Genomic DNA, 25,635 nt, shown 5'->3' on the forward strand with positions numbered 1-25,635 from the left:
GCGCGCTCGGCCCGCGCCTCCGCCCGCCTACCCGTCGCCCGGGTCGAGGTCGACGCCGCGGAACTCGAACCGGGCCCCGCCGGCCTCGCTCTCGGCGAGCTCGACCGCCCAGCCGTGCGCCTCCGCGACCTCGGCGACGATCTTCAGTCCGAACCCGGTCCCGTCGTGGTCCGTCGTCACGCCCGCCTCGAACACCTCTCCGCGGTCTCCGGGGTCGACGCCGGGGCCGTCGTCTTCGAGGTAGAAGCCGTCGTCGAGCGCCCCGACCGTGACCGCCACGTCGGGTCCGGCGTGGGCGACCGCGTTGGCGATGAGGTTCTCGAGGGCCTGTCGCAGGCGGCTGCGGTCCGCGGCGACGACGGCGTCCGTCTCGACCGCGATCGTCGCCGACTCGGTGTCGACGGTCTCCCAGCACTCCGCGACGAGGTCGGGCAGCGCGACGGGCTCGGTCTCGTCGATGCTGGCGCCCTGCCGCGCCAGCGCGAGCAGGTCCTCGATGAGCACGTCCATCCGGTCGAGCGAGCGCTCGACCGCGCCCAGCTCCTCCACGTCGACCGACTCCTCCGCGAGCCGCTCCGTGACGATCTCGAGGTTTCCAGTGGCGACGTTGAGCGGACTTCGGAGGTCGTGCGACACGAGGCTGGCGAACTCCTCTAACCGGTCGCGCTCGCGCGCGATCTCCGCCTCGCGCCGCCGGAGCTGCCGCTCCCGCTCGATGCGGACCAGCACCATCGTCACCGTCGCCGCCCAGATGCGCGCCACCGCGAGGTCGGAGTCGTCGAAGGCCTCCGGGGCCGTCGCGCCGACGTTCAACACGCCGTACCGCCCGAGCGGGACGACGAGCTCGCTCCGGATCGTGGCGTCGTCGCTGTGGCGGTCGGGGTCGTCGTGGACGTCCGCGACGTACGTCGGCTCGCCGCTCTCGAAGACCTCCCAGGTGATGCTCGGCTCGTCGGCCGCGAACGTCGGATGCTCGCCGACGACGTCGTCCGCGGTGTCCGTCCAGACGATCGGTTCGAGCGCGTTTTCCCGCTCGTCGTACAGCCATATCGCGGCGATCGGGTGGCCCAGCACGTCGTCGACGTACGACACCGCCGCCTCGGCGGCCGTCTCCCTGTCGGTCGTCTTCAGCAGCTCTCTGGTCGCCTCGTGGAGGGATTCGAGCGTCTTCGTGCGGCGCTGGAGCGCCAGCCGCCGCGTTCGCTCGTTCGTGACGTCGATCGCCGTGACGACCGCGTACGGGTCGCCACCGATCTCGAACGGGCCGACGCTGACCCGAACCGGGACGAGGACGCCGTCCCCGCGGCGCACGGCCAGTTCGAACCCGTCCGCCATCGACCGCGCCTCGCCGGCGCGCGTCGTCTCGATCAGCGCCGTCACGTCGTGTCGAGACCCGTCTCGTTCGGCTCTCGCCTCCTCGCCGCCAAGGGGGGCACTCTCCTCGCCGTCTCCGGGTGCGCTCCCCTCGGCACCCCCCGGCGCAACCCCCTCCGCGTCTCCGGCTGCGCCCGCTTCGCCGTCGTCTCGGTCGACGACGGAGGGCGGCGACGCGACGCGTCCCCAGTCCAGTTCGGTCGGATCCTCGAAGACGTCGCCGATCGCTCGGCCGGAGAGGTCGTCCGGATCGATCCCGAACACTGTCTCAACGCTCGGCGTCCCGGCGTGGACGACCCCATCGCCGTCGACGATGAGGGTCGGGTCGGGCGTCGCGTTGATCGCTTCCGGAAAGTGGTCCATGGTCACTCTTCTGCCGGCTCGTGGACGTGGCCGCACTCGGGGCAGCGCACCTCCTCGCCCCGGAGGTCGGCCGAGGAGGCTCGCACCTCGCGCATCACCTCGCTGATCCTGTCTTCGGCCTCCAACTCGTCGGCGACGGCGAGGTCGACGCCCTCGACCTCCAGGAGGAACTTCGCGACCTCGGTCACCTCGTACATCATCTCGTCTAAGTCCTCGGCGGTGAAGAACCCGGACATCGCGCCGTAGAGAAACGTCGCCCCCGCCTTCGTCACCTTCTCCTCGAAAGAGTAGCGCGCCTGGTTCACCGCCTGCGGCGTGTACGTGTCGGTCATGAAGGGGATGAGCTCCGGGAGGTTCTCGCCGATCTTCGTCATCTCGACGCCGGTCTCCGTCCGGAAGTCGGCGCAGAGCCGGGCGATCGCCCACTCGCGGGCGGTGATGTACGTCCGGTCGCGGAGGAACTCGTTGACGCGCTCGTAGCGCGCGCCGTCCATCTTCTTGAACCGCTCGTACTTGCGGACATCCCGCGGCACGTCGTCGGTCGCGTCCGCCTCGTCTCCGGACGCCCCCGACGCCCCGGCGGTCGTCTCCGCGTCCGGTTCGTCGCCGGCGTGCGGATCGGGGTCGCCGTCGTCGTCGGAGGGTGACCGGTCCGTGGCGGCGTCGCCGGTCCCGTCGGCCGAGTCGGCCGTCGAGCCGGAGGGATCGCTCATACGTGCGACACTCCGCGGGCGAACAAAAGCCTTGTCGGTGGCGGTCCGCTCGGAGATCCACTTTTGTACCGTCGCGTGGAGGGGTTGGGCATGAAGGTGCTCTGCGGGATCGGCGGCAGCGACGACTCGTTCCGCGCGCTCGACCGGACGGTCGAGCGCGCGGCGGTCGCGAGCGACGACCTGACGATCGCGGTGGTGGACAACGAGGACTCCTCAGTGTCCCCCGACGAGGTCGTCGAGCGCGCCGAGGCGGCGGTCGAGGAGGCGGCGATCGACGCGGAGGTGCGACGCGTCGAGGGCGACCCCGGGAGTCGGCTGGTGGACATCGCCGAGACGGAGGGGTTCGAGGAGATCGTCTTGGGCGGCGGACACACGAGTCCGATGGGGAAGATCACGATCGGGTCGATCGCGGAGTTCGTCCTGTTGAACGCCAAGACATCGGTCACGCTGGTCAGATGAGCGACCGAGGCTACCCGGACGCGGTGGCGGACGAGTTCCCGCCGCCGCCGACCGCGTTCACCGACCGCGAGGACCGCCGGATCGAGGTCCGGCCGTACGAGGGCGACCCGGCGGCCAGGGAGTCGTTGGTCGAGATGTACGACGCCTTCGACCCGGCGGACCGCGCGCAGGGGATCCCGCCCGGCGGCGAGGAGCGCATCCGCGAGTGGCTCGACGCCATCCTCGCCGACGACTGCTACAACGTGATCGCCTGGTGCGACGACGCGGCCGCCGGCCACGCGACGCTCGTCCCCGACGGCGACGCCTACGAGCTGGCGATCTTCGTCCATCAGGAGTACCAGCGTGCCGGGATCGGCACCCACCTCATCCGCGGACTGCTCGGCCACGGGCAGGCGAACGGCGTCGAGAAGGTGTGGCTCACGGTGGAGCGGTGGAACCGCGCCGCCGTCTCCTTGTACAAGAAGATCGGCTTCGAGACCTCCGACGCCGAGAGCTTCGAGCTGGAGATGGGGCTGCGGCTGCGCGCCGACGGGGAGACGGCCGCGGAGGGAGACGCGTCCGCGACCCCCGACGAGTCCGACGCCGACGAGTAGGGTTGGCCGGAATCTTCAAGCCTTTAGGGGCGGCCCGCGACCGCTCCGATATGAGTCACCGAATTCTGCTGCTGGGGGCGCCGGGTGCCGGGAAAGGGACGCAGAGCGCGAAGCTGGCCGACGCGTACGGCGTCGAGCACGTCACGACCGGTGACGCGCTCCGCGCGAACAAGGACATGGAGACGGAGTACGGCACGCCGCGCTCGTTCATGGAGGCGGGCGAGCTGGTGCCGGACCCGGTCGTCAACGAGATCGTCGAGGCCGCGATCGGCGACGCCGACGGGTTCGTCCTCGACGGCTACCCGCGCAACCTCGATCAGGCGGAGTACCTCTCGGAGATCACCGACCTCGACGCCGTCATCCTCCTCGACGTCGACGAGGAAGTGCTCGTCGACCGGCTCACCGGGCGCCGCGTCTGCGACGACTGCGGCGCGAACTACCACGTCGACTTCCAGCCGCCCGAGGAGCCGGGCGTCTGCGACGAGTGCGGCGGCGAGCTGATCCAGCGCGAGGACGACACCGAGGAGACCGCCCGCGAGCGGCTCGACGTGTTCTACGACAACACCGAGCCCGTGATCGACCACTTCCGCGACGAGGGCGTCCTCGTCGAGGTCGACGGCGAGGCGACCCCGGACGAGGTCTTCGCTCGGATCCGCGATGTCGTCGAGAGCTAATCCGCCGCGTGGCCGGGAGCTAATCCGCCGCGTGGCCGGGAGCCAATCCGCCGCGTGGCCGGGAGCTAATCCGCCGCGTGGCCGGGAGCCAATCCGCCGCGTGGCCGGGTGTCAGTCCGACCGGCGCCGGGGGCCGACCGAGCGACGATCCTACAAGGTTCTTAACCGTCGACCGCTAACCGGCCGCTAATGAGCAAAGTCGAACGGCGAGTCCGCTCGCTGGTCCGCGAGGACGGCGAGATGCGGGACGCCATCGAAACCGTCCTCGACAACGCTAGCGGCGGCGAGGTGCGTTGGGTCGACGTCCGCGACCAGATCACCAGCGGACAGTGGGGCCGGCTCATCGAGAAGGAGATCCTCGTCGACGGCGAGGAGGGCTTCGCGCTTGCCGACCGCGACGACATCGAGGCCGGGATGGAGGACGACTCGGGCGGCGGCGACGTTGAGACGCCGGAGACGACCTCCTGGTCGAAGTGGGATAAGCTGGCCGGGCTGGCGACGCTCGGCGCGTTCGTCGGCTACGCGGTCTCGCCGGTCCGGAACGCGATCGCCGGCGGCATCGACGTCGTCCTCGGCCCCCTTCTGAACGTCGTCCCCTTCTACGTCGTCATCATGGTCATCGCGCTCGGCACGGGGATGTACTCGACGCTGCTGCGCGCCGGGCTCATGGACATGGAGAAGATGGGCGCGTATCAGGAGCGGATGAAGGACATCCAGGAGCGCCGGAAGGAGGCCGAGAAGCGCGACGACGACGAGGCGCTCGACGAGATCCAAGAAGAGCAGATGGAGGCGATGGGCGACCAGCTCGGCATGTTCAAAGAGCAGTTCCGCCCGATGGTGTGGATCATGTTCCTCACCATTCCGGCGTTCCTCTGGATGTTCTGGGTGATCGGCTACCGCGGGTCTGAGGCCGCGTACCCGGCCGTCGCCGCCCAGGAGCTCGTCGTCCCGCTCGCGGGCACCGTCACCTGGGACACGGGGATCGTCGGCCCGATCCAAATGTGGATCCTCTGGTACTTCCTCTGCTCGATGGCGTTCACCCAGCTCGTCCAGAAGAGCCTCAACATCGAGATGTCGCCGTCCGCCTCGTAGGCAGCGCCGCGCTCTCCGGCGCTCCCCCTCCGTTTCCCTTCGACGCCGCCGTTCTCCCTCTCACTCCCGTTCCGCGAGGAGCGCTTCCACCTCCTCGCGCGACGGGATCGACCCCATCCCGCCGACCGACCGGACCGAGAGCGCGGCGGTCGCGTTGCCGAACGCGACCGCCTCGCGGAGCGCCTCCGCGTCGGCTCCGGACTCAGACTCGGCACTCCCCGCGAGCCGCGAGAGCAGGCCCGCGGTGAACGCGTCGCCGGCGCCGGTCGCGTCGACCGCCTCCGCCGGGAACCCGTCGTGCCGGACCGTCGTGGCCCCCCATGGCGCGTCGTCGGTACTGACCGCGAGCGCGCCGTCGCGGCCGAGCGTGACGACGACGGTGTGGGGGCCGAGCGCGAGCAGGTCGCGGGCCAGTTCCCCGCCCTCGCTCGTCGACAGCCCGGCCGCGGCGGCGTCCTCGTCGCTACACAGCACGACGCCGCTCTCGGCGACCGTCTCGCGGACCGCGGTCGACGCCGCCTCCGCCGTCTCCGGCGGCACCAGATCGGAGCGGTAGTTCACGTCGAACGAGACGGGACACCCGGCGGCGGTTGCCGCCGAGCGGAGCTCGCGGGTGGCCGCCCGCCCCCGTAAGTGCGTCAGCGCCACGCCGCCGAGGTGGACCCACGGCGGTGCGCTCGCGCCCCCCGGCGACGCCGCGCCGTCGTCGCCCGTCAGCGCCTCGGTCGGGACTGCGTCCGGGTCGAACCCGAACGTCGCGTCGCGGTCGCCGTAGAAGGAGAACCGCGGCCCGCCTTCGCCGGGCGGCGACACCACGGCGACCGTCGTCTTCCCCTCGACGCGCTCGACGTGCGTCTCCGGAATCTCCGCCGCGGCGAGCGTCTCGGCGAGGAAGTCGCCGAACGCGTCGTCGCCGAGGCGCGTCCAGAACGCCGGCGGCGAGCCGAGCCGCGCGAGCCCGACCGCGACGTTGGCGGGCGCGCCGCCGGGCCGGTGGGCGTAGCTGTCGACCTCCCGCAGCGTCTCCCCGGAGTCGGGCACGAAGTCGACGAGCGTCTCTCCGGCGACGAAGATGCCGGCCATTGTCCTACTCGGCCGCCGCGGCCTCGTCGGCGCCGCTCGCCTCGGCCTCGACTTCCTCGGCGACGGCCTCGAACGCCGCGAGGATGACGCGCTTACACGCCTGTCCCTCGGTGCTCCAGTGGTGGGCGTAGTCCAGCATGTCGTCGTAGATGTCGGGCTTACAGCCCGCCGCCTGCGGGTGCCCGCCGCCGTTCACTCGGCCGGCGACCTCGTGGGCGTGCCGGAAGTCGTCCGACCCCCGGATCGAGGCGGAGCCGGCGGGCTTGACGATCACGGCGGCGTCGGCCCCCGCCTTGCGGAGGCGCTCCGCGACCTCGTTCTGCGAGCAGCGGCCGTAGGTGACCGCGACGCGCCAGTCGCCGACCTCATGCGTGACCGCGCGGTCGACCGCGAGGTCGATGCGCGCCTCCTTCTCGACCCGGCGCTCCGCGACGAACGACCGCACCGCTTCCGGGAGGTCGACGCCGTACGCGCCGACGACGGCCGCGTACTCCTCGGCGCCGGCCCAGTAGGAGTAGTCGGCGAGGTCGTCGGAGCGAGGGTCCTCCTTGAGCCAGAGGTCGTGGTCGCGCGTGACCTCGGCGAGCTCGGCCCAGCGGTCGTCGAAGGCGTAGTCGAGCGACCGGAGCGTCACGTCGGCGGTACACTCCTCGTCCGACTCGCCGACGACGAGGTCGACGCCGGCCTCGCGGACCGCGTCGGCGGTCTCGTCGTCCCACTGGTGGTGGTCGAACCACCGGATCGTGTCGGTCGAGTCAGCCAGCTCCGTTAACGGCTCCGCGATCCACTCGTAGTCGTCGGGGCAGAGGTCACAGACGAACAGGTCGATCCCGTCGTCGGCGTACTTTTCGACGCGTTCGAGCGCGGTGTCGATCGAGTACGGCCCCGCCGAGACCAGCCCGACCGGGGACTCGGCGTGGGCGTCGCCGAGGGGGTCGTCGTCGCCCTCCCCCTCGTCGTCCGCCGCGGGCTCGTCCGGCTCGTCGCTCCCGCTCTCGCCTTCGAGCCGGGCCGCGACGGCGTCCTCGAAGGGTCCGACGTCGAGGGCGGCGTCGTACGCCTCGCGGATCATCGCGGCGCAGGCGAGACCGTCGGCGTCGCCGTCGGCGATCACGACCGCCTCGCTGCCCTCGATCGCCTCCCTCGCCCGCCGCTCCGCGCGTTCGTCGTCCAGCGAGTCCGGGTAAAAGAAGCCCTTCCCCGGCAGCTTCGTGTACCGCGACCGGGGGGCATCCCCCGTCTCGATGAGGTCGTCGTCCATACCGTCGAGGCGGGCGGCAGCCGGAAAACTCCGCCGCTCTCGCGGCGAGCGGCGGTCGCGTCGCCTTCGCGACGCTCAGATCGTCGTCCGCCGAGGGTCCTCGTCGGTCAGCTGTCGGACCGTCAGCACCGGGACCGGGCAGGTCCGGACGACGCGCTCGGCGACGGAGCCGATGAGAAAGCGGTTCTCGCCGTGGCGGCCGCGGGTGCCCATCGCGACGAGGTCCGCGTCGGCAGACCGGGCGTACGCGTCGATCTCCGAGGCCGGACGGCCCTCGCGGACCTCGATGGTCACGTCGAGGTCGCCGTCGCGGTCGTGGGCCGCGTCCGCGACGCGGTCGAGCGCGTCGCTCCCCTGATCGTCGAGCGCGTCGCGGAGGTCCTCCCGGACCGTGTCGGGCGACGACTCCACCTCGCCGGCGTCGACGACGTACACCGCGTGGACCTCGGCGTCGAACCGCGCCGCCACGTCGACCGCGACCGAGACGGCCCGTTGAACGCTGTCGGAGCCGTCGGTCGCGACCACGATGGTGTCGAACATGGCCACCCGTTCGCCGCAACGACACCTAAAACCCGGCGGTCGGCGGAAGCGCACGCGGTCGGCGGACACGCCGACGGTTCGCCGCCGACTATGTCTAAAATCCTCGCCAGTCGGGCGCCGCTACGCCAGGAAGACGTGGCGCGGGCGATCGGCGAGCACGTCGCGGCCCCACTGGACGGTCTCGGAGAACTCGTCGGAGCGGAAGAAGCCCATCGCGTCCTCCTTCGCGTTCCACTGGCTGGCGATGAACATGTCGTTCTCGTCTTCGGTGTTCACCATCAGGTCGGTCTCGACGTGGCCGTCCATCTCGGCGAGCAGGTCGCCCACGTCGTCGAAGGTGTCGACGAACTCCGTCTGGTAGTCGGGCTTGACGGTGTAGAACATCCCCATCGTGCCGAAGCCGGACTCCTCGCCGGCGCGGGCGACGATGTCGGGCAGCTCCGAGAGGAACCCCGCCGCGGTCTCCGCCGCCGACGCGGTGTCCCAGATCGAGACGACGGCGGCGCGGTCGGTGTGGCGCCCCTCGTACACCGCGGTCTTGACGTGGGTGCCGTAGTGGTCGAAGTTGCCGCGGAGCCCCTCGACCTCGTCGAACAGCTCGTCCACGTCGGCCTCGCTGTACAGCACGGTGGCGTACACGTCCTCGCCGTGCGGCTTCCCGGCGTAGATGTCGAGGTCGGCGAGCTCGCCGCGGATATCCTCGTCCGAGGCCCCGCCGTCGCCCTCGTCCTCGCCGTGGGGATGGTCGCCCTCGCCGCCGGCCTCCCCCTCGCCGTGGGGATGGTCGCCGTGCGCGGAGCCGCCGCCCGCACCCGAATGGTCGTGGCCCTGACCGTGGCCGTGCGCGTCGTCGCCGTGACCGCCCTCGCCGTGACCGCCCTCGCCGTGCGGGTGGCCGGCGCTGTCCTGCTCGGGGACGCGCCCGGTCGGGACCGACTCGCCGCCGAGGAAGGCGTCGAGGTCGCGCGGCGGGAACCGCCGGCCGACGTAGAAGTCGCCGAACTCGCCGTAGCGGGAGGAGGCCGGGTCGAACCGCATCTCGTAGACGATGTCCTTGATGTCGGTCGGGTCCGCGCCGAACAGCGTGACGCCCCACTCGTGGTCGTCGAAGCCGACCGAGGAGGCGATCACCTGCTTGATCTTGCCCGCGTACTCCTTGCCGACCTCGCCGTGGCCCGCCATCAGCTCGGCGCGCTCCTCGAAGTCGAGGTCGTACCAGTTGTGTTCCTCGCCGCGGCGCTTGCTCATCGGATAGAAGCTGACGTACTCCTCGTCGGGGATGTCGGGCTTCAGCTTGCCCTCGATGTACCGCTTGAGCCCCTCGTCGACGGCGTCGGCGCCCTCCTCGAAGTAGTCGTCCGAGACGTAGCCAGACACCTCTGTGACGGAGACGTAGGAGGTCTCGCGCTCGGTGAACTTCGCGAGCGCGGTGTCCTCGAAGCGGCGCTCGATCGCGGAGAGGTCGTCGAGCGACGGCCGGAAGTGGAGGAAGAGGAGGTCCGCCTTGTGTCCCAGCACCGAGAACAGCGCCGACTCGCCGTCCTCGGCGTCGGCGACCAGCTCGCGGTGTTTCAGGAAGGCCTCGCCCTCCTCGATCGCTCGCTGCCGCTCAGACTCGGGCGCCTCGCGCCAGGCGTCCCAGTCGATCGATCGGAAGTCGTGCAGCGAGAACCACCCTTCGGCGGTCTGTGGAGCCTCGACCATACGTCGGGTTCGGGCCGCGCGACTTAGGGGTTTGCGGGTCGTCCCGACGCGCTGTAATCCGTCGGCTCGTCCCCGGTCGTGCCCGAGTCGAAGCCGGCACCAGTGGTTTCGAAGCCCCAGCCGCTCGGCAGTACGTGAGTTCTTATAACCGGTCGATCGGCACGAACATCCCGAAGCCCCAGTCGGGAGGCGGTCGCACGCTCGCCGCGCTCCTCGTCACTCACTCCGTTCGTTCCTGCGGTGCTCGCGTCGCCTGCGGCCGCCTCCCGACTGCCCCTTCGAGTCCCGCCCGCGACCGCACCTCACACCTCCCCAGCCTCGTCGGGCGCGTCTTCGGGCTCCCGCCGGTCGCCCTCGTCGCGCCCGACCCCCTCGCGCGTGCTCCTCGCGGCCAAGGGCCGCTCGCAGGCACGCGCCACCGCGATTCATATTATTAGCGCATCACACCCGCCCCCGTCCGCTCGGGTCACCGACGCCCGCGAACCGCTCCGGTCGTCGCGACTCGCGCCGCTCGCCGTCGCCGTGACCGAAACCCTTTCGACGCGACCCCGAAAAGTCGGGACGATGCGGAAAAGCGGCCCGCCGAAAGGACTGATCTCGTACCTCGTCTTGGAGCTGCTCGACGAACGCCCGCGATACGGGTACGAGCTGCTCGGCGAGATAACCGAGATCAGCGGCGGCCACTGGGAGCCCTCCTACGGCTCCGTCTACCCGATCCTCTACAAGTTCGAGGAGGAGGGCGTCGCCGAGCGCGTCGAGCGCGCGGACGAGCCCGACCGCAAGTACTTCGCGCTCACCGACGCGGGCCGCGAGGAACTCGCCGAGAAGCGCCGCGAGATCGGCGGCGAGGCGCGGGACTTCGGCGACGTGGTCCTCGGCTTCTACCACCTGTACGCCGCGCTCGCCACAGACAGCCGGTTCGAGGTCGACGACGCGGACGCCGACTGGGCGTTCTCGGAGCGGTACAGCGCGTGGATCGTCGAACAGATGATCCGCCACCACGAGCGCGACTTCGGCGAGTTCGAGCGGATCGACGCCTCCCCAGACGAGTTCTACGCGCGGGCGGACGATGCGGACGCGCCGTCGGAGTCCGGGGGTGCCCCCGGCGAGGCCGAGACCGCGGACGATGCGGAGGAGTCGGAGGGGGCGTCCGGCGCGGCCGACGACTGATTCCCTAGTCGGCGGTGAGCGGCGACGCCCCGCGACTCACCGGTGAAGCAGCCGCCACAGGAGTCCGCCGGGGAGCCCGGCGCGGACGAGCCGGTCGTACAGCCGGTCGGGGAGGACGCGACTGAGCCGCGGTAGCCACCGCGCTCGGCGGCTCACCCGATACCGCGTTCGCGGTCGGTCGGCGGTCGTCGCCGTCACCACGCGCTCGACGACGGTCTCGACGTCCGTGGCCGCTGGGGAGTACCCCTCGAACGCGCGGTATGCGGCGGCGTACGGCCCGTCGCCGTCGGCGGCCTCGACCGCGGCGGCCGCCCGCTCGTTGAAGCCGGTCCGGACGGGACCGGGCTCGACGAGCGCCACGTCGACCCCGCGGGGCGCGACCTCCCGGCGGAGCGCGTCGACGTAGCCGTCGAGCCCCGCCTTCGCGGCGCTGTACGCGCCGTGGTACGGCAGCGCGACCGACCCGACCATCGACCCGACGACCACGACCCGTCCGCCGCGCTCGCGGAGCGTCGGGAGCGCCGCGGAGACGGTCACGTGGACCGCGGTCAGGTTCGTCTCTAGCTGTCGCCGGAACGCCTCGGCCGAGGCGTCCTCGACTGCCGCGATCTCGTAGCCGCCGACGCAGGAGACGACGGTGTCCAGGGGACGGTCGGCGAGCAGGTCGCGGACGGCGGCCTCGTCGCGGAGGTCGACGACGGCAGTCTCGACCGCCTCGGGCAGGTCGGCGAGCCCGTCCGCGTCGCGGTCGACGCCAAGCACGTCGTGGCCGGCGGCGGCGAGCGAGCGCGCGACGCCGCCGCCGATCCCGCCCGCGGCCCCCGTCACGAGAACGTCCATGACGGGCAGTGCGCGGCGCCCCCAGTAGACGGTGGCGGTTCGCGGCGCCGGCTCCGGGGGCCCGTCTCGACCCGCCGCCCGAAGGCATATATCCGCCACGGGCGATTGTCGGCGTAATGTCCACCAACGAGCCGTCCGTCCCGATCGTGTGCGACGAGTGCGAGACGGAGACCCGCGTGCCCCTCGACGACCTCGCGGACGCGCTCGATAAACACAACGACCAGAAACACGGCGGCGAGGCCGTCGCGGAGGTCGATCCGGCGATCAAAGACCGGCTCGCCGACCTCGTCGCCGAGGACTTGGGGCTGTTCGACGAGGAGCCGGCCGAGGGGGCGTGAGCGCCGCCGCGAGCGACCACCGGGAACCGGAGCGCTCGGCGGCACGCGCCAGCAATATTTGCGTCGTTCGGTGACGAGTGTTTTCGCAATATCTCCGGTATACGGGGATTTGAACCCTCGAAACGCCACTTCCGTCGTCTTCCGCCGTCACCGGAACGCGCTTCCGTTGCTGGTGACGCGAGAGTGTTGCCCGCGGGGCCGCTTCCGTAGGTATGTACGACTCAACGCGGACAGCGTCGCGGCGGTCGTTCCTCGCGGCCGCGGGCGGAACTGCGACGGTCGGCCTCGCCGGCTGCCTCGGCGGCGGGAGCGGCGGGCTCGACGAGATCACGGTCGCGCACATGCCGATCTACCCCGACCTCCAGTGGTACGTGATGGAGGGCGAGGGATACTTCTCCGAGGTCGACGCCGAGGTCACCGGCCAGGAGTTCGGCAACGGCCCCGACATCGTTCAGGCGCTCGGCGGCAGCGACATCGACATCGCGATGTTCGGAATCGTGCCCGCGATGATCGCGATCGACCGCGGTATCGCCGCGCGGGTGACCGCCGCGAACATCCGGGAGCCGATGGGGATCATGGCCGAGTCCTCGTTCCACGAGACGTTCGAACAGCAGGGCGCCGACGCGTTCGCGGCGTGGGAGGAGGAGCAGGGCGAACCGTTCACCTTCGGCACGTTCCCGCAGGGGAGCGTCCCCGACGTGCTGTTGCGCTTCTGGCTCCGCGATGTCGGCGTCGACCTCGCAGCGAACGACAGCGTGGAGATCATCGAGATCAGCGGGGCGAGCTCCGTCTGGCAGGCGATTGCCAACGACGAGATCGACGGCACCTCGATCATGGAGCCGGTGCCGACCATCGCGCAGGCGGAGGGGTCGTCGGTGGAGATGCTGCGGACCGCCGCCGAGGTCCTCCCCGGCCAGCCCGCCGCGGTCACCCTGATGAGCGACGAGGTCCGGGACTCCCCGATCGCGGCGCAGTTCCTCGAACAGCACGTCCGCGCGACCGACTTCATCGAGGAGAACCCCGACGCGACCGCGGGCCACGTCGAGGAGGGAATCGGGATGCCAGTCGACCGCGCGCGGAAGGCGCTCGACTCGCCGCTGTCGAACTTCATCACCGACCCCGCCGAGATCACGGACGCGACGCAGGTGTTCGCCGAGTTCGCGGCAGATAACGGCCAGACCGACGAACAGCTGTCGAACGACCAGATATTCGACCTCGGGGTGTACGACTCGCTCTGATGGCGACCGAAACCGCATCGCGCGTCGACGAGGACGGCGCGTTCGCCGGCGTCGGGCTCGGAGACGGGCGGCGGCTCCTCCGGGGCGCCGCGGGGGTCGTCGGGTTCCTCCTCGTCTGGCACGCCGTCTCGCTCACCCAGGATCCGTTCGTGCTCCCCTCGCCGGTCGCGGTCGCCGGGGCGTTCGCCGGCGAGCTCGCGTCGGGAGACATGACGACGGCGCTGTATCAGAGCGTCCGCCACTGGATCCCCGGTACCGTCGCCGGAACGGGCCTCGGCGTGGCCGCCGGCGTCGCGTTCGCTTGGAGCGGCCTGCTGGACGACCTGACGGCGCCGCTCGTCCGCACCCTGCGCCCCGTCCCGCCGCTCGCGCTGATCGGCTTCGCTATCGCCTGGTTCGGGATCAACGACTGGGGCGCGGCGTTCATCATCGCGGTCGGCGCGTTCTGGATCAACTTCTACGCGGCGTACGGCGCCGTGGAGGGCGTGAGCGAGGACCTCCTCGACGTGGGGCGGACCCTCGGCGTCCGCGGCGACCTCGACGCGGTCCGGTCGATCGTCCTGCCGGCGTCGCTGCCGGGAATCATGACCGGGATCCGGACCGGACTGGGACGGTGTTGGATGCTCGTCGTCGCCTCGGAGATATTCGGCGTCCCCGGGGTCGGCCGCGAGATCATCCGCGCCAGCAACAACCTGCGCGTCGACCGGGCGATCGCGTACATCCTCGTGTTGAGCCTGATGTACCTGCTCGTCGACGTCGCGTTCCGCGCGGTCGAACGGAGGGCGTTAGCGTGGCGGGCGTGAACGGAGACGGCGCGGCCGGACGCGACGGGGAGACTCCCCCCACCGCGGCGGCCAGCGTCGCGCTCGACGGGGTCGGGAAGACGTACCCCGGCGACGGCGAGGGCGGCTCGGTGCGCGCGCTCGACGACGTGTCCTTCTCGGTCGCCGACGGGGAGTTCGTCTGTCTCGTCGGCCCGTCCGGCTGCGGGAAGACGACGCTGTTCCGGGTCGTGGCCGGGCTGACCGAGGCGACCGACGGCCGCGTCCTCCTCGACGGCACCGAGGTCACGGGGCCGACGACGGACATGGGCGTCGTCTTCCAGGAGTACCACCTGTTCCCGTGGCTCACGGTCGAGGAGAACGTCGGGTTCGGGCTCGAACGGAGCGACCGATCGGCCGCCGAGCGCGAGGCGCGCGTCGACGAGATGCTCGACCTCGTCGGGCTGACCGAGTTCCGCGGCGCCTACCCGAAGTCGCTGTCGGGCGGGATGAAACAGCGCGTCGCCATCGCCCGGTCGCTCGCGGTCGACCCGGACCTGCTGCTGATGGACGAGCCGTTCGGCGCGGTGGACGCTCAGACCCGCGAGATGCTCCAGCGGGAGCTACTCGACGTGTGGGAGTCGACGGGGAAGACCGTCCTCTTCGTCACGCACGACGTCGCGGAGGCGGTGACGCTCGCCGACCGGGTCGTCGTGATGGCCGCCGAGCCCGGCCGCGTCCGCGAGGTCGTCGATGTCGACGTCGAGCGCCCGCGCGACCGCGGCGACGCCGCGTTCGCGGAGTACGTCGGCCGCGTGCGAGAGCTGATCGGCGCCCACCCGTAGCCCCGTCCCCTTCGCGCCCGGCGTCTCACACCCTACTCCTCGCCGTCCGCCTGATCCTCGACGCTCGCCGACAGCTCGTCCACGTGGGTACGGAGCATCGCGAGCGTCGCGTCCGCGTCGGCGTACCCCTCGTCGTAGTCGTCGAAGGCGGCCGTCGCCCGGTCGAGAAATCGCTCTACCGCCGCGTCGGTCGGCTCGTCGGTCATGGGTCACGCTCCGCCGGCGAGCGGTTTATGTCTCCCGGCGGGGAGCGCGCGGCGACCGTCAGCGCCGACGGAGGGCGTACGTCGTGTAGCCGACCGCGACGACGAGCGCGCCGTACAACAGCGTTCCGAGCAGGGCGGGCGACGCGGTGACGTACTCGCCGAACGGGTCGGTCAGCGCCAGCACGGCCACGGTGAGCGCGGCGGAGATGGCGATCCCGACCGCGCCGAACGCCTTAAACGCCGCGTCGAGGTCGAATCCACGCGATCCCGGTTGGTGGCTCATACCCCTTCGTACGCGCTCAGGTTATAAATCCGTCCGACTGGATTCTCAGCCTCGGGGAACGGTGGTGACCGGACCGCCGGGGCTGTGAGCGCGGTTTACTATTATCATTGATAATTTGCTCCGAGGCGTTTTATCCCCCGGTCGAAACCGGTGCGACATGACGCAGACGGGACCCACGACGCTCTCTCGACGGCGGCTCGCCGCCGGTCTCGGGGGGGCTATGGCGGGCGCGCTGGCCGGGTGCCTCGGCGACGAGGCCCCCGGTGCGGCGTCGATAGACACCGGCAACGACGAACCGGCGGACGACGAGGCCGACGGGGGAGACGCGATCCGGAACGCGGCGGACGCCAGCGCGACGGTCGGGATGATCTACGCGCTCGGCGGGCTAGACGACCGGTCGTTCAACGACGCCGCGAACCGGGGCATCCAGCGCGCGCGCCTCGATCACGACGTGGCGTTCGCGAACGAGGAGCCGACCTCGATCCCGGAGTTCGAGACCGCGCAGGACGCCCTCTCGTCGTCGACCGATCCCGCCTACGACCTGATCTGCTGTATCGGCTTCCTCCAGGCGGACGCGCTCTCGACGGTCGCGGGCGAGCACCCCGACCAGCGGTACGCAATCGTCGACTCGGTCGTCGACCGCGACAACGTGGCGAGCTACGTGTTCCGCGAACACGAGGGGTCGTTCCAGGCCGGCCACCTCGCCGGGCTGGTGACGGACCGCGACGTGTCCGTCGGCGCGGGGTCGACCGTCCCCGACGAGCGGACCGTCGGCTACGTCGGCGGCGTCGACTCGCCGCTCGTCCGCAAGTTCGAGGCCGGCTACCGCGCCGGCGTCGACCACGCGACCGCGGACGTGTCGGTGCTGTCAACGTACCTCGGCGCGTTCGACGACCCCGAGGGCGGGTACGCCGCCGCCGCGGAGATGTTCGAACAAGGGGCCGACGTGGTGTACCACGCGGCCGGCGGGAGCGGACTCGGCGTGTTTCAGGCGGCCCAGGAGTACGGCCGGTACGCGATCGGCGTCGACTCCGACCAGTCGCGCAGCAACCCGCGGTACGCCGACGTGATCCTCGCGTCGATGGTGAAGCGGGTCGGCACCGCGGTGTACGACGCCGTCGAGGAGACGATCGACGACGACCTCGCCACCGGCTCCACGACGGCGCTCGGGCTCGCCGAGGACGGCGTCGCGCTCATCTACGGTACGACGCTCGGGCCGGTGATCCCCGACGACGTGCGCGCCGCGATCGTCGACTCCGGCGAGCGGATCGTCGCCGGCGACCTGTCGGTCCCCACGGACCCGGAGGCGGTGAACTGATGGCACCCGACTCGTTCGAGCGCCTCGTACGCGCGGTCGGGCGGCTCCTCCCGAACGCGGTGCGCCGCCGGTACGCCGCGAAGTTCGCGCTGGCGTTCCTCGTGGTCGCGGCGGTCGTCGTCGCCGGGGGCGCGTTCACCTACCTCCAGACCGAACAGACCGTGGAGTCGGACGCGACGACGCAGCTCGCCGAGACCGGCGGCCTCCAGGCCGACGCGATCGGATCGTGGACCGAGCGGATGAGCACCGAGACGCGGTCGATGTCGGCGGCCGACGCGCTCCGGTCCGACCGGCGCGCGCCGGCGTACGTGCTGTTGAAAGACCAACTGCTCTCCGAAGACATCGTTAGCATCCACCTCGTCGACGCGGCGCAGGACCGGGTCGTCGCCAGCACCGAACGCCCCTTAGAGGGGCGCGCGCCGAGCGACCTCGACGCGCCGTGGAGCGACGCGGACGTCCCCGAGGGGGTCGGCGAGGACGACCGGGTCTGGCGGTCGGACCGCTCGTACCGGTCGCCCGTACTCAACGATCGCCCGGTGATGGCGTTCGCCAGCTCGGTGCCGCGGGCCGATGGCCGGTACCTCGTCGTGGTCACCCGCATCCAGCCGCAGCTCGAACGCATCCAGAACAGCGACACCGGGGAGGAGACGATGATCCTCAACGCCGCCGGGCAGACCGTCCTCGACATCGACGGCACGGTCGACGAGGCGGAACACGCCGACGGCGTCGAGGCGATCCGGGAGGGCAACGCCACGACCGCGACGCGGATCGGCGACGGTCAGGTCCACGCGTACGCCTCCGTTCCCGACACCGACTGGGTGGCCGTCACGAGCGTCGACCAGTCGACCGCGTTCGCCGTCCGCAACGACGTGGGGAACTCCGTGCTGCTCCTCATCCTCCTCACGCTCGCGTCGCTGGGCGTCGTGGGCGCCGTCCTCGGAACTCGAACGGTGCTCCCGCTCTCGCGGCTCCGCAACCGCGCCGAGCGGATCGAGTCGGGGGACCTCGACGTCGACCTGTCGACCGGACGGATCGACGAGATCGGCCGCCTGTTCAGGAGCTTCGGGGAGATGCGGGACTCGCTCCGGGACCGGATCGCCGAGGCCGAGACCGCCGCCGACGAGGCCGAGGCGGCCCGCGAGGAGGCGGAGGCCGTCACCCGCGACATGGAGGCGCGTGCGGCCGACTACAGCGAGGTGATGGGCGCGGTCGCGGACGGTGACCTCACGCGCCGGATGGACCCGGACGCGGACCGCGAGGCGATGCGCGAGATCGCCGAGGAGTTCAACGACATGGTGGCCCAGCTGGAGCGGACCACCTCGCGGGTCGCCGCCTTCGCCGGCGAGGTCGACGGCGCGAGCGCGGAGCTCGCGGCCGGCGCCGACGAGGTCGAGACCGCGAGCGGGACCGTCAGCGAGCAGATTCAGGAGATCGCCGACGGCGCGATCAGTCAGGACGAGCGCCTCGACGAGGTGAGCGACGAGATGAGCGACCTCTCCGCGAGCATCGAGGAGGTCGCCTCGTCCGCCGCGTCCGTCGCGGAGACCGCCGAGGCCGCCGCGGAGCGCGGCGAGTCCGGCCGCGAGGCCGCCTCGGAGGCGCTCGACGAGATGGACGCGATCGAGGCGCGCTCCGCGGCCGCGGTCGAGCAGATGGAGGCGCTCGACGAGCGCATGGACGAGATCGACGAGGTGGTGGAGTTCATCACCGACGTGGCCGAGCAGACGAACATCCTCGCGCTGAACGCCTCGATCGAGGCCGCCCGCGCCGGCGAGGCCGGCGAGGGCTTCGCGGTCGTCGCCGACGAGGTGAAAGAGCTCGCGGAGGAGACACAGGAGGCCGCCGCCGAGATCGAGTCGCAGATCGCGACCGTCCGCGAGGAGACCGACGCGACGGTCGATGACATCCGCGAGACAAACGAGCGGATCGACGAGGGGGCGGACACCGTCCGCGAGGCCTCGTCGTCGCTCGAAGCGGTCGTCGACGCCGTCGAGGAGACGAACCACGGCGTTCAGGAGATCAGCGAGGCGGCCGAGGACCAGGCGCGGTCGACGCAGCGCGCGGTCGAGGGCGTCGAGGACGTCGCCGAGGTGAGCGGGGAGGTCGCCGCCGGCTCCGAGCAGGTGTCCGCCGCCGCAGAGGAGCAGACCGCGACCGTCGCCACCATCGCGGAGAACGCCGACCGGCTCCGGGGACAGGCCGAGTCGCTCTCCGAGTCGGTCTCCGCCTTCGATGTCGACGTCGACGCCGAGGAAATCGAGGGCGCGGAGTCCGACGGCGTCGACGGGGCCGAGGGCGACGACGCGGTCGGAGGCGACGAGCGACGCGACGCCGGGAACGGGACCGTCGGGGACGCCGACGGATCGCCGTCCGGTGACGGGCTCGCCGCCGACGGCGACGGGCGCCCCCCGTCGTCGGACGAACGTTAGCCCTGCTTCGGGCTCGCTATTGACGAACGAGCGCGAGGGCGATCTTGACTGCGTACCGACGAACGAGCGTTACTCCCCGCTCTCCGGGTGTCCCTCGACGATAGCCACGCCGGACGACGCGCCGATCCGCACCGCGCCGGCGTCGAGCATGGCCGTCGCCTCCTCGTAGGAGCCCACGCCGCCGGAGGCCTTCACGGGAAGGTACTCGCTCATCAGCTCCACGTCGGGAACGGTCGCGCCGCCGTCGGCGAACCCGGTCGACGTCTTCACCATGTCGGCGTCGGCGGCGACCGCGGCCTCGCACGCGCGGCGCTTCTCGGCGTCGTCGAGGAGGGCGGTCTCGATGATCATCTTCACCGGGACGGGCACGGCCGCGACGACGTCCGCGAGCTCGTCGGCGACCGCGCCGCCGTCGCCGGCCTTCAGCCGGCCGACGTTGATCACGAGGTCGACCTCGTCCGCGCCCGCCTCCCACGCCGTGACCGCCTCGTCGCGCTTGACCGTCGGGTCGTGTTGCCCGTGCGGGAACCCCACCACGGTGGCGATCGCCGCGGGCTCTGCCTCATACTCGGCCGCTTCGGCGACGTAGCACGGCGGGATACACGCGTTCATCCCGTGCGCGGCGGCCTCGTCGAGAACGGTCCGCACGCCGTCCCAGGTCGTCTCCGGACCGAGGACGGTGTGGTCGATGCTGGCGGCGAACTCGTCGCGGTTCATGCGTCGACCGTCGCGCGCGGCAGTAAAAGGCGTGCGGGGTCGGCGCGACCGACTTGACGACCGGTCGCTCCGGCACGAACGGGAGCGCGTTCGGAACAACGCGGGAACGGAACTCGCGGGGAGGGGGCCCGGCGCGATGCCGGTCCGTCGCGACTACGGGGCTCGGAGACCGAGGGTCGCGGGCCGAGCGCGGCGGCGTCAGCTCTCGATCTCGATCTCCGTGCCGCTGACGGCGCTCTCGACGGTCACGGGGAGCCGCACCGTCAGGATGCCGTTCCGGTATTCGGCCTCGATACCGTCCTCGTCAATCGCCTTCGGGAAGCGGAACCGACGGTGGTACGTCCGCCGGGTCCCGCGGTGTTCGTCCTCGTGTTCGCCGGCGACGTTAAGCACGCCGTCGTTCCACGAGGCGGTGATCTCCGACGGGTCGAACCCCGGAAGCTCGACCGACAGGACGAACTCGCCGTCCTCCTCGTACAGTTCGTAGTCGTTGCTACCGGATTCGAACAGTCTGCTCGGGAAGTCGAGTCCCTGTGTCCACGTGTTTGCTGGCTCGAGCATGGGCATCGCTGACCACCTCGAACTCATCCAATTATAGGGTTGCGATTCTATAAAAATCTAACGCATCTTGGTGTTGAGTCTCACACAACGGTCGACGGCCCGTCCCACCGAGCGGCGCTCCGTACAACTGCGCCGACGGATCCGGTCGCCGTCTCAGGCGCCGTCTGGCGAACAAGAGTTAGAGATTTCTCCAACGTTCGCGCGTTCGCCACGAATTTATTCCGTCCGCGTGCCACCGGGAGGCATGGATCGCGACACCGCCACGCCTGCCGTCGCCGACCTGCCGGGCGAGCGCGCTCGCGAGTGGGTCGATTACCACCACGAGTCGGCCGCGCCGAGCACCTACGTCTACGAGTTCGTCTGGGACCGCACCGCCCCCGCCGAAGGCCCGTTCTGTACCGACGTCGACGGCAACGTCCTCATGGACTTCACCAGCCACGTCGCCGCCGCGCCGCTCGGGTACAACAACCCGCTGATCATGGACCGGCTCGCGGAGTTCGACCTTGTCGACCCGCTGAAGATCGCCGGGCAGGACTTCTACGCGGCGGGCGGCCCCTCACCCGGCGACGGGATCCCCGGGGCTTCCGGGCTCATGGACCGCCTGACGGACCTGACGAGCCACTACGACATGGACACCGTCTTCCTCTCGAACTCCGGCGCCGAGGCGGTCGAGAACGCCATCAAGATCGCGTACGACGCCTCGGACGGCGCGAAGTACGCCATCACCTTCGACGGGGCGTTCCACGGGCGGACGCTCGGCGCGCTCTCGCTCAACCGCTCGAAGTCCGTGTACCGCCGCGACTTCCCCGAGGTCAGCGGCGTGATGGACGTGCCGTACTGCGACGACCGGACCTGCTCGCCCGAGACCTGCTCGTGCGGCTTCTTCGCCGACGGCGTCTCCCGGCTCCGCCGGAAGCTCGACCCAGAGCGCGGGAACGTCCACCCGGACGACGTGGCCTACCTCATCCTCGAACCGATCCAGGGCGAGGGCGGCTACCGCTTCCCCTCGGACGCGTTCACCGACGAGATCGCGGCGCTCGCCGACGAGCACGACATCACGGTCATCGCCGACGAGATCCAGTCCGGGGTCGGCCGCACCGGTGAGATGTGGGGCTCGGACCACTACGCGTACGACCCCGACGTGATCACGAGCGCCAAGGGGCTCCGCGTGGGCGCGACCGTCTCCCGGAGCGACGTGTTCCCCGAGGAGAGCGGCCGCCTCTCCTCGACGTGGGGCGCCGGCGACCTGATCGCCTCCGCGCAGGGCGCGCTCACGCTCGACGCCATCGAGGAGGCGGACCTCATGGACAACGCCGTCGTCCGCGGTCGGCAGTTCAAGGAGACGCTGCGCGACGCCGACCTCGACCCCGTCGCGGACGTCCGCGGGAAGGGACTGCTGCTCGCTGTCGAGTTCGACACGAAGGAGCGCCGAGACGCGGTCGTGGAGAACGCGTTCGAGCGCGGGCTCCTCACGCTCGCGTGCGGCCACAAGGTCCTCCGGATCCTCCCGCCGCTCGACGTCACCGAACGCGAGATCGACCTCGGCTGCGACCTCCTCACCGACGCGATCGCGGACGCGGCCTGAGCCGCCGGGGAGAGAAACCGAGCCTCAGCGGTCCGCGTACCACTCCGCGAACTTCTCTAAGGCTCGCCCGCGGTGCGACACCGCGTTCTTCCGGTCGGTGTCCATCTCCGCGAACGTCTCGCCGTCGTGTTCGAAGATCGGGTCGTAGCCGAAGCCGCCGTCGCCCCGCGGCGCGACGATCCGGCCCGGGACGTACCCCTCGAACAGCTTGACCGGGAGCGGCTCCGCGCCGGCTCCGGCCGCGCCGCCCTCGCCGTCGCTCCCGCCCTCGCCCGCCGCGTCCGGTCCCGCCGCCGCGGCCGCGTCGCGGTCGCCTTGGTCGACGGGGTCGGGGCTCGCGGCGAACCCCTCGCCGTCGCAGTAGCCGAGCGTACACCGGAAGGCGGCGCGGCGGTCGTCGAGTTCGCTCGCGACCTCGTGGACGCGCTCGATCCCGAGCGTCTCCTCAACGTACGAGGAGTACGGGCCCGGGAACCCGTCGAGCCCCTCGACGAACAGCCCCGCGTCGTCGACGAGGACCGGGGCGTCGGCGTGGCGGTACGCCTCCCGGGCCCCCTGGGCCGCGATCGGGCCGAGGTCGTCGGCCTGGACCTCCGTGTAGTCGAAGTCGAGTCGCTCCACCGAGCCGTCCGGGAGGTACCGCTCCGCCTCGCGGACCTTCCCCGGGTTCGTCGTCACGTACCTGAGCACGGATCCACGTGGGTGCGCCCGCGAGGAATAGCCGTCGGTCGCCCGCAGGGAATCGACCGACTCCGGCAGTACGTTTTTGTCGCCTCGGCGACAGCAGTCGCGCATGGCCCTCCCCACGTTCGAGAAGAAGCGGCTGATCGGTCTCATCGCGATCCTCTCGTTCGGGCTCACGTCGCTGTCCGCCGTCCTCCTCCCGAGCCCGGTGGCGCCGCTCGGACCGGCGATTTTCATCACCGGCTTCTTCATCCTGATCCCGCTGGTGGTGGTGCTCGGCGAGGACTTCCCGCTCGTCGCCGCGGACGATGCCGACGCAGGATCGGCGTCTCCTTCCGCCGAACGGCCCGTGGCGGCGCTGCGGGAACGCTACGCGAACGGCGAGATCGACGAGGCGGAGTTCGAGCGGCGGCTCGACCGGCTGCTCGCGACCGAAGACCTCGACGAGCGGTTCGAGCGAACGTCCGCCGGGTTATCCGACCGGTCCGGCGAGAACAGAGCACGCGAGTACGAACTGGAGTGACGCCGGCCGGCCCGACGCGGCAACTCCCGCTCAGGGGTCGACGCGGGCGATCCACGCGTCCGGGTCGTCCAGCTCGTCACCGGTCGGGAGGTTCTCGGCGCGCTCCCACACCGCGCCCGCGGCCTCGATGCCGCGCTCGTCGGCGACGTGCCGGAAGAACGCGGCCCCGCGCTCGTACTGCCGCCGCTTGAGGCCCAGTCCCAGCAGGCGCTGGGCGAGCCGCCGCACCGGGCCGCCCCCGCCTCGACGCTCGTCCAGCTTCGCCCGGAGGTCCGCGTACTCGCCGTCGAACGCGCGGTCCATCAGGACCTCGGCGTACCCCTCGACCGCCGTCATCGCGGCCTGGAGCTCCGCGAACGCGTCGGGGTCGAGCCCGCGACTCACGCCCCCTTCGCCGCCGACCATCCCCTCGACGCCGCGCTCGACGCGCGACTCGAGGTACTCCGGGAGCCACGGGGCCGCGCCGAACTCGGCGGCGTGGGTCACCTCGTGGAACGCGATCCACCGCCGGAAGCGGGGGTAGTCCACGTCGAGCGCGCTCGCGACCGCGACGATGTTCGGGTGAACGAAGTAGAGGCCGTGGTCGGCGTCCGGCTCGTCGGCGAGGAGGAGGGGGTCGTACTGGCCGAGGACGTTCCGCGAGAGGAAGCCCAAGGCGAACGCCATCGACCCCGTGTTGGCGACTCGGCTGACGTCCTGCGCGAACGCGGGGCCGCGCTTCGCGGGCGTCGCGTCGAACGTCCCGTCGGGCCCGCCGGGGTCCGCCGCGGCCGCCTCGATCGGGTCCATCACGCGCCGGAACGTGCCGACGCTCGCGTCGATCCAGTGGTGGCGGTTCTGTACCTCGACGGTGTCGGGCACGTCGAACTCGATCCCGGCGACCTCGGTGAGCCGCGAGCGGGCGTCGCGAACGTCGGCGGCGTACCCCGCGCGCTCCGCGTCGGAGATCGCGATCGATCCGGGGTCCGTGGCCTCCTTCGCGGCCGACGCGGCCCGATCCCAGTCGACGACGCCCGGTCCCTCGGCCTCGGCGACGGCCCGGACGCTTCGGAGGATGTCCATACGGACCAGACGTGCGGGCGACTCAAAGCGCTTGTGTCGACCGATCCGCGCCCCGGCGGACTCGCCGGCGGTCCCGGCGCCGAACGCCGACACCGACGTTTTCTTCCCGGCCGCCCCACAGCCACCGAGCATGGACGACACGCGCCGCGCGTTCCTCGACGACCTCCTCGCGACGCCGAGCCCCTCGGGCTTCGAGACGGCCGCCCAGCGCGTCTGGACCGACTACGTCCGCGCGTTTGCGGACCGGGTCGACACCGACTCGTACGGCAACGCCGTCGCGGTCCACGAGGGCGACCCGGACGCGCCGACGGTCGCCGTCACCGGCCACGCCGACGAGATCGGGTTCATCGTCCGGGACGTGCTCGACGACGGCTTCCTCCGGATCGGGCGGATCGGCGGCGCCGACCGCACGGTCTCGAAGGGCCAGCACGTCACGGTCCACGCCGACGAACCCGTTCAGGGCGTGATCGGCCAGACCGCGATCCACCTCCGTGACGGCGACGAGGAGTACGAGGATATCGCCGGGCAGTTCGTCGACATCGGCGCCGCCGACGCCGACGCGGCACGCGACCACGTCGAGGTGGGCGACCCGGTCACGTTCTCGACCGGGCTCCGCGACCTCGTCGGCGACCGGATCGCCGCCCGGGGGGTCGACAACCGGGCCGGCGCGTGGGCGGCCGCGGAGGGGCTCCGGCGCGCCGCCGAGGCGGACGTCGACGCGACGGTGTACGCGGTCTCCACCGTTCAGGAGGAGGTCGGGCTCCAAGGTGCGCGAATGGTCGGCGTCGACCTCGACGACGTCGACGCGTTCGTCGCGGTCGACGTCACCCACGCGACCGACAACCCGGACGTCGACCGCGAGCGACGCGGGCCGGTCGAACTCGGCGCCGGCCCGGTGATCGGCCGCGGGAGCGCGAACCACCCGGTCCTCGTCGACCTCGCGCGCGACGCGGCCGCCGACGCCGGCGTCGACGTCCAGATCCAGGCGGCCGGCACCCGGACCGGGACCGACGCTGACGCGTTCTACACGGTGCGCGGCGGGACCCCCGCGCTCAACGTCTCGATCCCGAACCGCTACATGCACACGCCGGTAGAGGTGATCGACACCGCCGACCTCGACGGCGTCGCCGACCTCCTCGCGGCGCTCGCCGCGGCCGCGGGCGACCGCGAGGGGGCGACGAATCCGTTCGCCGTCGACGTCTGAACCGGCCGCCGTCGG

The 25,635-nt window shown here is 71.4% G+C and carries 27 protein-coding genes; 14 read left to right on the forward strand and 13 right to left on the reverse strand.

Annotated features, from left to right (window positions below; genetic code table 11):
- Window positions 1-27: 27 nt before the first annotated feature.
- Entirely contained in the window at window positions 28-1,743 is a 1,716-nt protein-coding gene (locus EXE51_RS04255; protein ID WP_137692073.1) for a GAF domain-containing protein, read from the reverse strand.
- Window positions 1,740-2,450, reverse strand: a complete 711-nt coding sequence (locus tag EXE51_RS04260; protein WP_049930460.1) for a DUF5806 family protein — start codon at window positions 2,448-2,450, stop codon at window positions 1,740-1,742. The genes EXE51_RS04255 and EXE51_RS04260 overlap by 4 nt, the downstream gene beginning before the upstream one ends.
- 90 nt (window positions 2,451-2,540) lie before the next feature.
- Here EXE51_RS04260 and EXE51_RS04265 point away from each other — a divergent pair, with 90 nt between their 5' ends.
- From EXE51_RS04265 to EXE51_RS04280, 4 genes are all read left to right on the forward strand, one after another.
- Window positions 2,541-2,909, forward strand: coding sequence for a universal stress protein (locus EXE51_RS04265; protein ID WP_049930461.1), 369 nt, complete (start codon window positions 2,541-2,543; stop codon window positions 2,907-2,909).
- A complete protein-coding gene (locus EXE51_RS04270; protein ID WP_049930463.1) occupies window positions 2,906-3,502 on the forward strand; it encodes a GNAT family N-acetyltransferase in 597 nt (198 codons plus the stop codon). Before EXE51_RS04265 ends, EXE51_RS04270 begins: the two co-directional genes overlap by 4 nt.
- 50 nt (window positions 3,503-3,552) lie before the next feature.
- Entirely contained in the window at window positions 3,553-4,176 is a 624-nt protein-coding gene (locus EXE51_RS04275) for an adenylate kinase (protein ID WP_049930465.1), read from the forward strand.
- A 189-nt stretch (window positions 4,177-4,365) separates the two neighbouring features.
- A complete protein-coding gene (locus EXE51_RS04280; protein ID WP_049930467.1) occupies window positions 4,366-5,268 on the forward strand; it encodes a DUF106 domain-containing protein in 903 nt (300 codons plus the stop codon).
- Window positions 5,269-5,328: 60 nt separating this feature from the next.
- Here EXE51_RS04280 and EXE51_RS04285 read toward each other — a convergent pair whose 3' ends face one another.
- From EXE51_RS04285 to EXE51_RS04300, 4 genes are all read right to left on the reverse strand, one after another.
- Complete coding sequence (locus EXE51_RS04285; protein ID WP_094583356.1) at window positions 5,329-6,351, reverse strand: carbohydrate kinase family protein; 1,023 nt, start codon at window positions 6,349-6,351, stop codon at window positions 5,329-5,331.
- Between the two features lie 4 nt (window positions 6,352-6,355).
- Window positions 6,356-7,612, reverse strand: a complete 1,257-nt coding sequence (locus EXE51_RS04290) for a DHH family phosphoesterase (protein WP_137692074.1) — start codon at window positions 7,610-7,612, stop codon at window positions 6,356-6,358.
- Between the two features lie 75 nt (window positions 7,613-7,687).
- Complete coding sequence (locus tag EXE51_RS04295) at window positions 7,688-8,152, reverse strand: universal stress protein (RefSeq protein WP_049930471.1); 465 nt, start codon at window positions 8,150-8,152, stop codon at window positions 7,688-7,690.
- 120 nt (window positions 8,153-8,272) lie between these two features.
- Window positions 8,273-9,856: a heme-binding protein gene (locus EXE51_RS04300; protein WP_094521007.1), complete on the reverse strand. Its 1,584-nt coding sequence runs from the start codon at window positions 9,854-9,856 to the stop codon at window positions 8,273-8,275.
- A 564-nt stretch (window positions 9,857-10,420) separates the two neighbouring features.
- Between EXE51_RS04300 and EXE51_RS04305 the strand changes: the two genes are divergently transcribed.
- Complete coding sequence (locus EXE51_RS04305; RefSeq protein WP_137692075.1) at window positions 10,421-11,026, forward strand: PadR family transcriptional regulator; 606 nt, start codon at window positions 10,421-10,423, stop codon at window positions 11,024-11,026.
- Window positions 11,027-11,062: 36 nt separating this feature from the next.
- Here the strand turns inward: EXE51_RS04305 and EXE51_RS04310 are convergent, their stop codons facing one another.
- A complete protein-coding gene (locus EXE51_RS04310; RefSeq protein ID WP_199234023.1) occupies window positions 11,063-11,866 on the reverse strand; it encodes an SDR family oxidoreductase in 804 nt (267 codons plus the stop codon).
- A gap of 116 nt (window positions 11,867-11,982) precedes the next feature.
- On the opposite strand from EXE51_RS04310, the gene EXE51_RS04315 reads away from it, so the two are divergent.
- From EXE51_RS04315 to EXE51_RS04330, 4 genes are all read left to right on the forward strand, one after another.
- Window positions 11,983-12,204 carry a hypothetical protein gene (locus EXE51_RS04315; protein WP_089308289.1) on the forward strand — a complete coding sequence of 74 codons (222 nt, stop codon included), beginning with the start codon at window positions 11,983-11,985 and terminating at the stop codon, window positions 12,202-12,204.
- A gap of 212 nt (window positions 12,205-12,416) precedes the next feature.
- Window positions 12,417-13,442 carry an ABC transporter substrate-binding protein gene (locus EXE51_RS04320; protein ID WP_089308288.1) on the forward strand — a complete coding sequence of 342 codons (1,026 nt, stop codon included), beginning with the start codon at window positions 12,417-12,419 and terminating at the stop codon, window positions 13,440-13,442.
- Window positions 13,442-14,245, forward strand: a complete 804-nt coding sequence (locus tag EXE51_RS04325; protein ID WP_049930481.1) for an ABC transporter permease — start codon at window positions 13,442-13,444, stop codon at window positions 14,243-14,245. The genes EXE51_RS04320 and EXE51_RS04325 overlap by 1 nt, the downstream gene beginning before the upstream one ends.
- A complete protein-coding gene (locus tag EXE51_RS04330) occupies window positions 14,233-15,048 on the forward strand; it encodes an ABC transporter ATP-binding protein (protein ID WP_089308287.1) in 816 nt (271 codons plus the stop codon). Before EXE51_RS04325 ends, EXE51_RS04330 begins: the two co-directional genes overlap by 13 nt.
- Before the next feature lie 32 nt (window positions 15,049-15,080).
- Here EXE51_RS04330 and EXE51_RS17690 read toward each other — a convergent pair whose 3' ends face one another.
- On the reverse strand, window positions 15,081-15,254 hold the full coding sequence (locus EXE51_RS17690; RefSeq protein ID WP_167373077.1) for a hypothetical protein: 174 nt from the start codon (window positions 15,252-15,254) through the stop codon (window positions 15,081-15,083).
- A gap of 58 nt (window positions 15,255-15,312) precedes the next feature.
- Window positions 15,313-15,537, reverse strand: coding sequence for a hypothetical protein (locus tag EXE51_RS04335; RefSeq protein WP_049930485.1), 225 nt, complete (start codon window positions 15,535-15,537; stop codon window positions 15,313-15,315).
- A gap of 157 nt (window positions 15,538-15,694) precedes the next feature.
- On the opposite strand from EXE51_RS04335, the gene EXE51_RS04340 reads away from it, so the two are divergent.
- The gene (locus EXE51_RS04340; protein WP_137692076.1) at window positions 15,695-16,855 is read left to right on the forward strand and encodes a BMP family protein; all 1,161 of its coding nucleotides are present in this window, start codon (window positions 15,695-15,697) and stop codon (window positions 16,853-16,855) included.
- Window positions 16,855-19,284 (forward strand): methyl-accepting chemotaxis protein, encoded by a 2,430-nt coding sequence (locus EXE51_RS04345; protein ID WP_137692077.1) that lies wholly within the window; start codon window positions 16,855-16,857, stop codon window positions 19,282-19,284. Before EXE51_RS04340 ends, EXE51_RS04345 begins: the two co-directional genes overlap by 1 nt.
- Window positions 19,285-19,353: 69 nt before the next feature.
- Here the strand turns inward: EXE51_RS04345 and deoC are convergent, their stop codons facing one another.
- Together deoC and EXE51_RS04355 are read right to left on the reverse strand one after the other, a co-directional pair.
- Window positions 19,354-20,001 (reverse strand): deoxyribose-phosphate aldolase, encoded by a 648-nt coding sequence (deoC, locus tag EXE51_RS04350; RefSeq protein WP_137692078.1) that lies wholly within the window; start codon window positions 19,999-20,001, stop codon window positions 19,354-19,356.
- Between the two features lie 198 nt (window positions 20,002-20,199).
- Complete coding sequence (locus tag EXE51_RS04355; RefSeq protein WP_049930686.1) at window positions 20,200-20,562, reverse strand: Hsp20/alpha crystallin family protein; 363 nt, start codon at window positions 20,560-20,562, stop codon at window positions 20,200-20,202.
- A gap of 244 nt (window positions 20,563-20,806) precedes the next feature.
- On the opposite strand from EXE51_RS04355, the gene EXE51_RS04360 reads away from it, so the two are divergent.
- Window positions 20,807-22,147 (forward strand): aminotransferase class III-fold pyridoxal phosphate-dependent enzyme, encoded by a 1,341-nt coding sequence (locus EXE51_RS04360; protein WP_049930491.1) that lies wholly within the window; start codon window positions 20,807-20,809, stop codon window positions 22,145-22,147.
- A 24-nt stretch (window positions 22,148-22,171) separates the two neighbouring features.
- Here the strand turns inward: EXE51_RS04360 and EXE51_RS04365 are convergent, their stop codons facing one another.
- Window positions 22,172-22,837: a non-canonical purine NTP pyrophosphatase gene (locus EXE51_RS04365; protein ID WP_049930492.1), complete on the reverse strand. Its 666-nt coding sequence runs from the start codon at window positions 22,835-22,837 to the stop codon at window positions 22,172-22,174.
- Between the two features lie 103 nt (window positions 22,838-22,940).
- On the opposite strand from EXE51_RS04365, the gene EXE51_RS04370 reads away from it, so the two are divergent.
- A complete protein-coding gene (locus EXE51_RS04370; RefSeq protein ID WP_049930493.1) occupies window positions 22,941-23,354 on the forward strand; it encodes an SHOCT domain-containing protein in 414 nt (137 codons plus the stop codon).
- A 30-nt stretch (window positions 23,355-23,384) separates the two neighbouring features.
- On the opposite strand, the gene EXE51_RS04375 is transcribed toward EXE51_RS04370, so the two are convergent.
- On the reverse strand, window positions 23,385-24,416 hold the full coding sequence (locus tag EXE51_RS04375; protein WP_086215679.1) for a zinc-dependent metalloprotease: 1,032 nt from the start codon (window positions 24,414-24,416) through the stop codon (window positions 23,385-23,387).
- 130 nt (window positions 24,417-24,546) lie between these two features.
- On the opposite strand from EXE51_RS04375, the gene EXE51_RS04380 reads away from it, so the two are divergent.
- Entirely contained in the window at window positions 24,547-25,620 is a 1,074-nt protein-coding gene (locus EXE51_RS04380) for a M28 family peptidase (RefSeq protein WP_086215671.1), read from the forward strand.
- The last annotated feature ends 15 nt before the right edge of the window (window positions 25,621-25,635 follow it).

Source organism: Halorubrum sp. CGM5_25_10-8B (assembly GCF_005435095.1).
GTDB classification, from domain to species: Archaea; Halobacteriota; Halobacteria; order Halobacteriales; family Haloferacaceae; genus Halorubrum; species Halorubrum ezzemoulense.

What these genes read in the sequence shown, in the direction of transcription:
- EXE51_RS04360 (WP_049930491.1), top strand. Translation starts at nt 20,807, where the DNA reads ATGGATCGCGACACCGCCACGCCTGCCGTCGCCGACCTGCCGGGCGAG.
- EXE51_RS04320 (WP_089308288.1), top strand. Translation starts at nt 12,417, where the DNA reads ATGTACGACTCAACGCGGACAGCGTCGCGGCGGTCGTTCCTCGCGGCC.
- EXE51_RS04340 (WP_137692076.1), top strand. Translation starts at nt 15,695, where the DNA reads ATGACGCAGACGGGACCCACGACGCTCTCTCGACGGCGGCTCGCCGCC.
- EXE51_RS04335 (WP_049930485.1), bottom strand. Translation starts at nt 15,537, where the DNA reads ATGAGCCACCAACCGGGATCGCGTGGATTCGACCTCGACGCGGCGTTT.
- EXE51_RS04280 (WP_049930467.1), top strand. Translation starts at nt 4,366, where the DNA reads ATGAGCAAAGTCGAACGGCGAGTCCGCTCGCTGGTCCGCGAGGACGGC.
- EXE51_RS04260 (WP_049930460.1), bottom strand. Translation starts at nt 2,450, where the DNA reads ATGAGCGATCCCTCCGGCTCGACGGCCGACTCGGCCGACGGGACCGGC.
- EXE51_RS04370 (WP_049930493.1), top strand. Translation starts at nt 22,941, where the DNA reads ATGGCCCTCCCCACGTTCGAGAAGAAGCGGCTGATCGGTCTCATCGCG.
- EXE51_RS04300 (WP_094521007.1), bottom strand. Translation starts at nt 9,856, where the DNA reads ATGGTCGAGGCTCCACAGACCGCCGAAGGGTGGTTCTCGCTGCACGAC.
- EXE51_RS04355 (WP_049930686.1), bottom strand. Translation starts at nt 20,562, where the DNA reads ATGCTCGAGCCAGCAAACACGTGGACACAGGGACTCGACTTCCCGAGC.
- EXE51_RS04285 (WP_094583356.1), bottom strand. Translation starts at nt 6,351, where the DNA reads ATGGCCGGCATCTTCGTCGCCGGAGAGACGCTCGTCGACTTCGTGCCC.
- EXE51_RS04315 (WP_089308289.1), top strand. Translation starts at nt 11,983, where the DNA reads ATGTCCACCAACGAGCCGTCCGTCCCGATCGTGTGCGACGAGTGCGAG.
- EXE51_RS04270 (WP_049930463.1), top strand. Translation starts at nt 2,906, where the DNA reads ATGAGCGACCGAGGCTACCCGGACGCGGTGGCGGACGAGTTCCCGCCG.
- EXE51_RS04290 (WP_137692074.1), bottom strand. Translation starts at nt 7,612, where the DNA reads ATGGACGACGACCTCATCGAGACGGGGGATGCCCCCCGGTCGCGGTAC.
- EXE51_RS17690 (WP_167373077.1), bottom strand. Translation starts at nt 15,254, where the DNA reads ATGACCGACGAGCCGACCGACGCGGCGGTAGAGCGATTTCTCGACCGG.
- EXE51_RS04275 (WP_049930465.1), top strand. Translation starts at nt 3,553, where the DNA reads ATGAGTCACCGAATTCTGCTGCTGGGGGCGCCGGGTGCCGGGAAAGGG.
- EXE51_RS04325 (WP_049930481.1), top strand. Translation starts at nt 13,442, where the DNA reads ATGGCGACCGAAACCGCATCGCGCGTCGACGAGGACGGCGCGTTCGCC.
- EXE51_RS04310 (WP_199234023.1), bottom strand. Translation starts at nt 11,866, where the DNA reads ATGGACGTTCTCGTGACGGGGGCCGCGGGCGGGATCGGCGGCGGCGTC.
- deoC (WP_137692078.1), bottom strand. Translation starts at nt 20,001, where the DNA reads ATGAACCGCGACGAGTTCGCCGCCAGCATCGACCACACCGTCCTCGGT.
- EXE51_RS04305 (WP_137692075.1), top strand. Translation starts at nt 10,421, where the DNA reads ATGCGGAAAAGCGGCCCGCCGAAAGGACTGATCTCGTACCTCGTCTTG.
- EXE51_RS04380 (WP_086215671.1), top strand. Translation starts at nt 24,547, where the DNA reads ATGGACGACACGCGCCGCGCGTTCCTCGACGACCTCCTCGCGACGCCG.
- EXE51_RS04345 (WP_137692077.1), top strand. Translation starts at nt 16,855, where the DNA reads ATGGCACCCGACTCGTTCGAGCGCCTCGTACGCGCGGTCGGGCGGCTC.
- EXE51_RS04295 (WP_049930471.1), bottom strand. Translation starts at nt 8,152, where the DNA reads ATGTTCGACACCATCGTGGTCGCGACCGACGGCTCCGACAGCGTTCAA.
- EXE51_RS04375 (WP_086215679.1), bottom strand. Translation starts at nt 24,416, where the DNA reads ATGGACATCCTCCGAAGCGTCCGGGCCGTCGCCGAGGCCGAGGGACCG.
- EXE51_RS04265 (WP_049930461.1), top strand. Translation starts at nt 2,541, where the DNA reads ATGAAGGTGCTCTGCGGGATCGGCGGCAGCGACGACTCGTTCCGCGCG.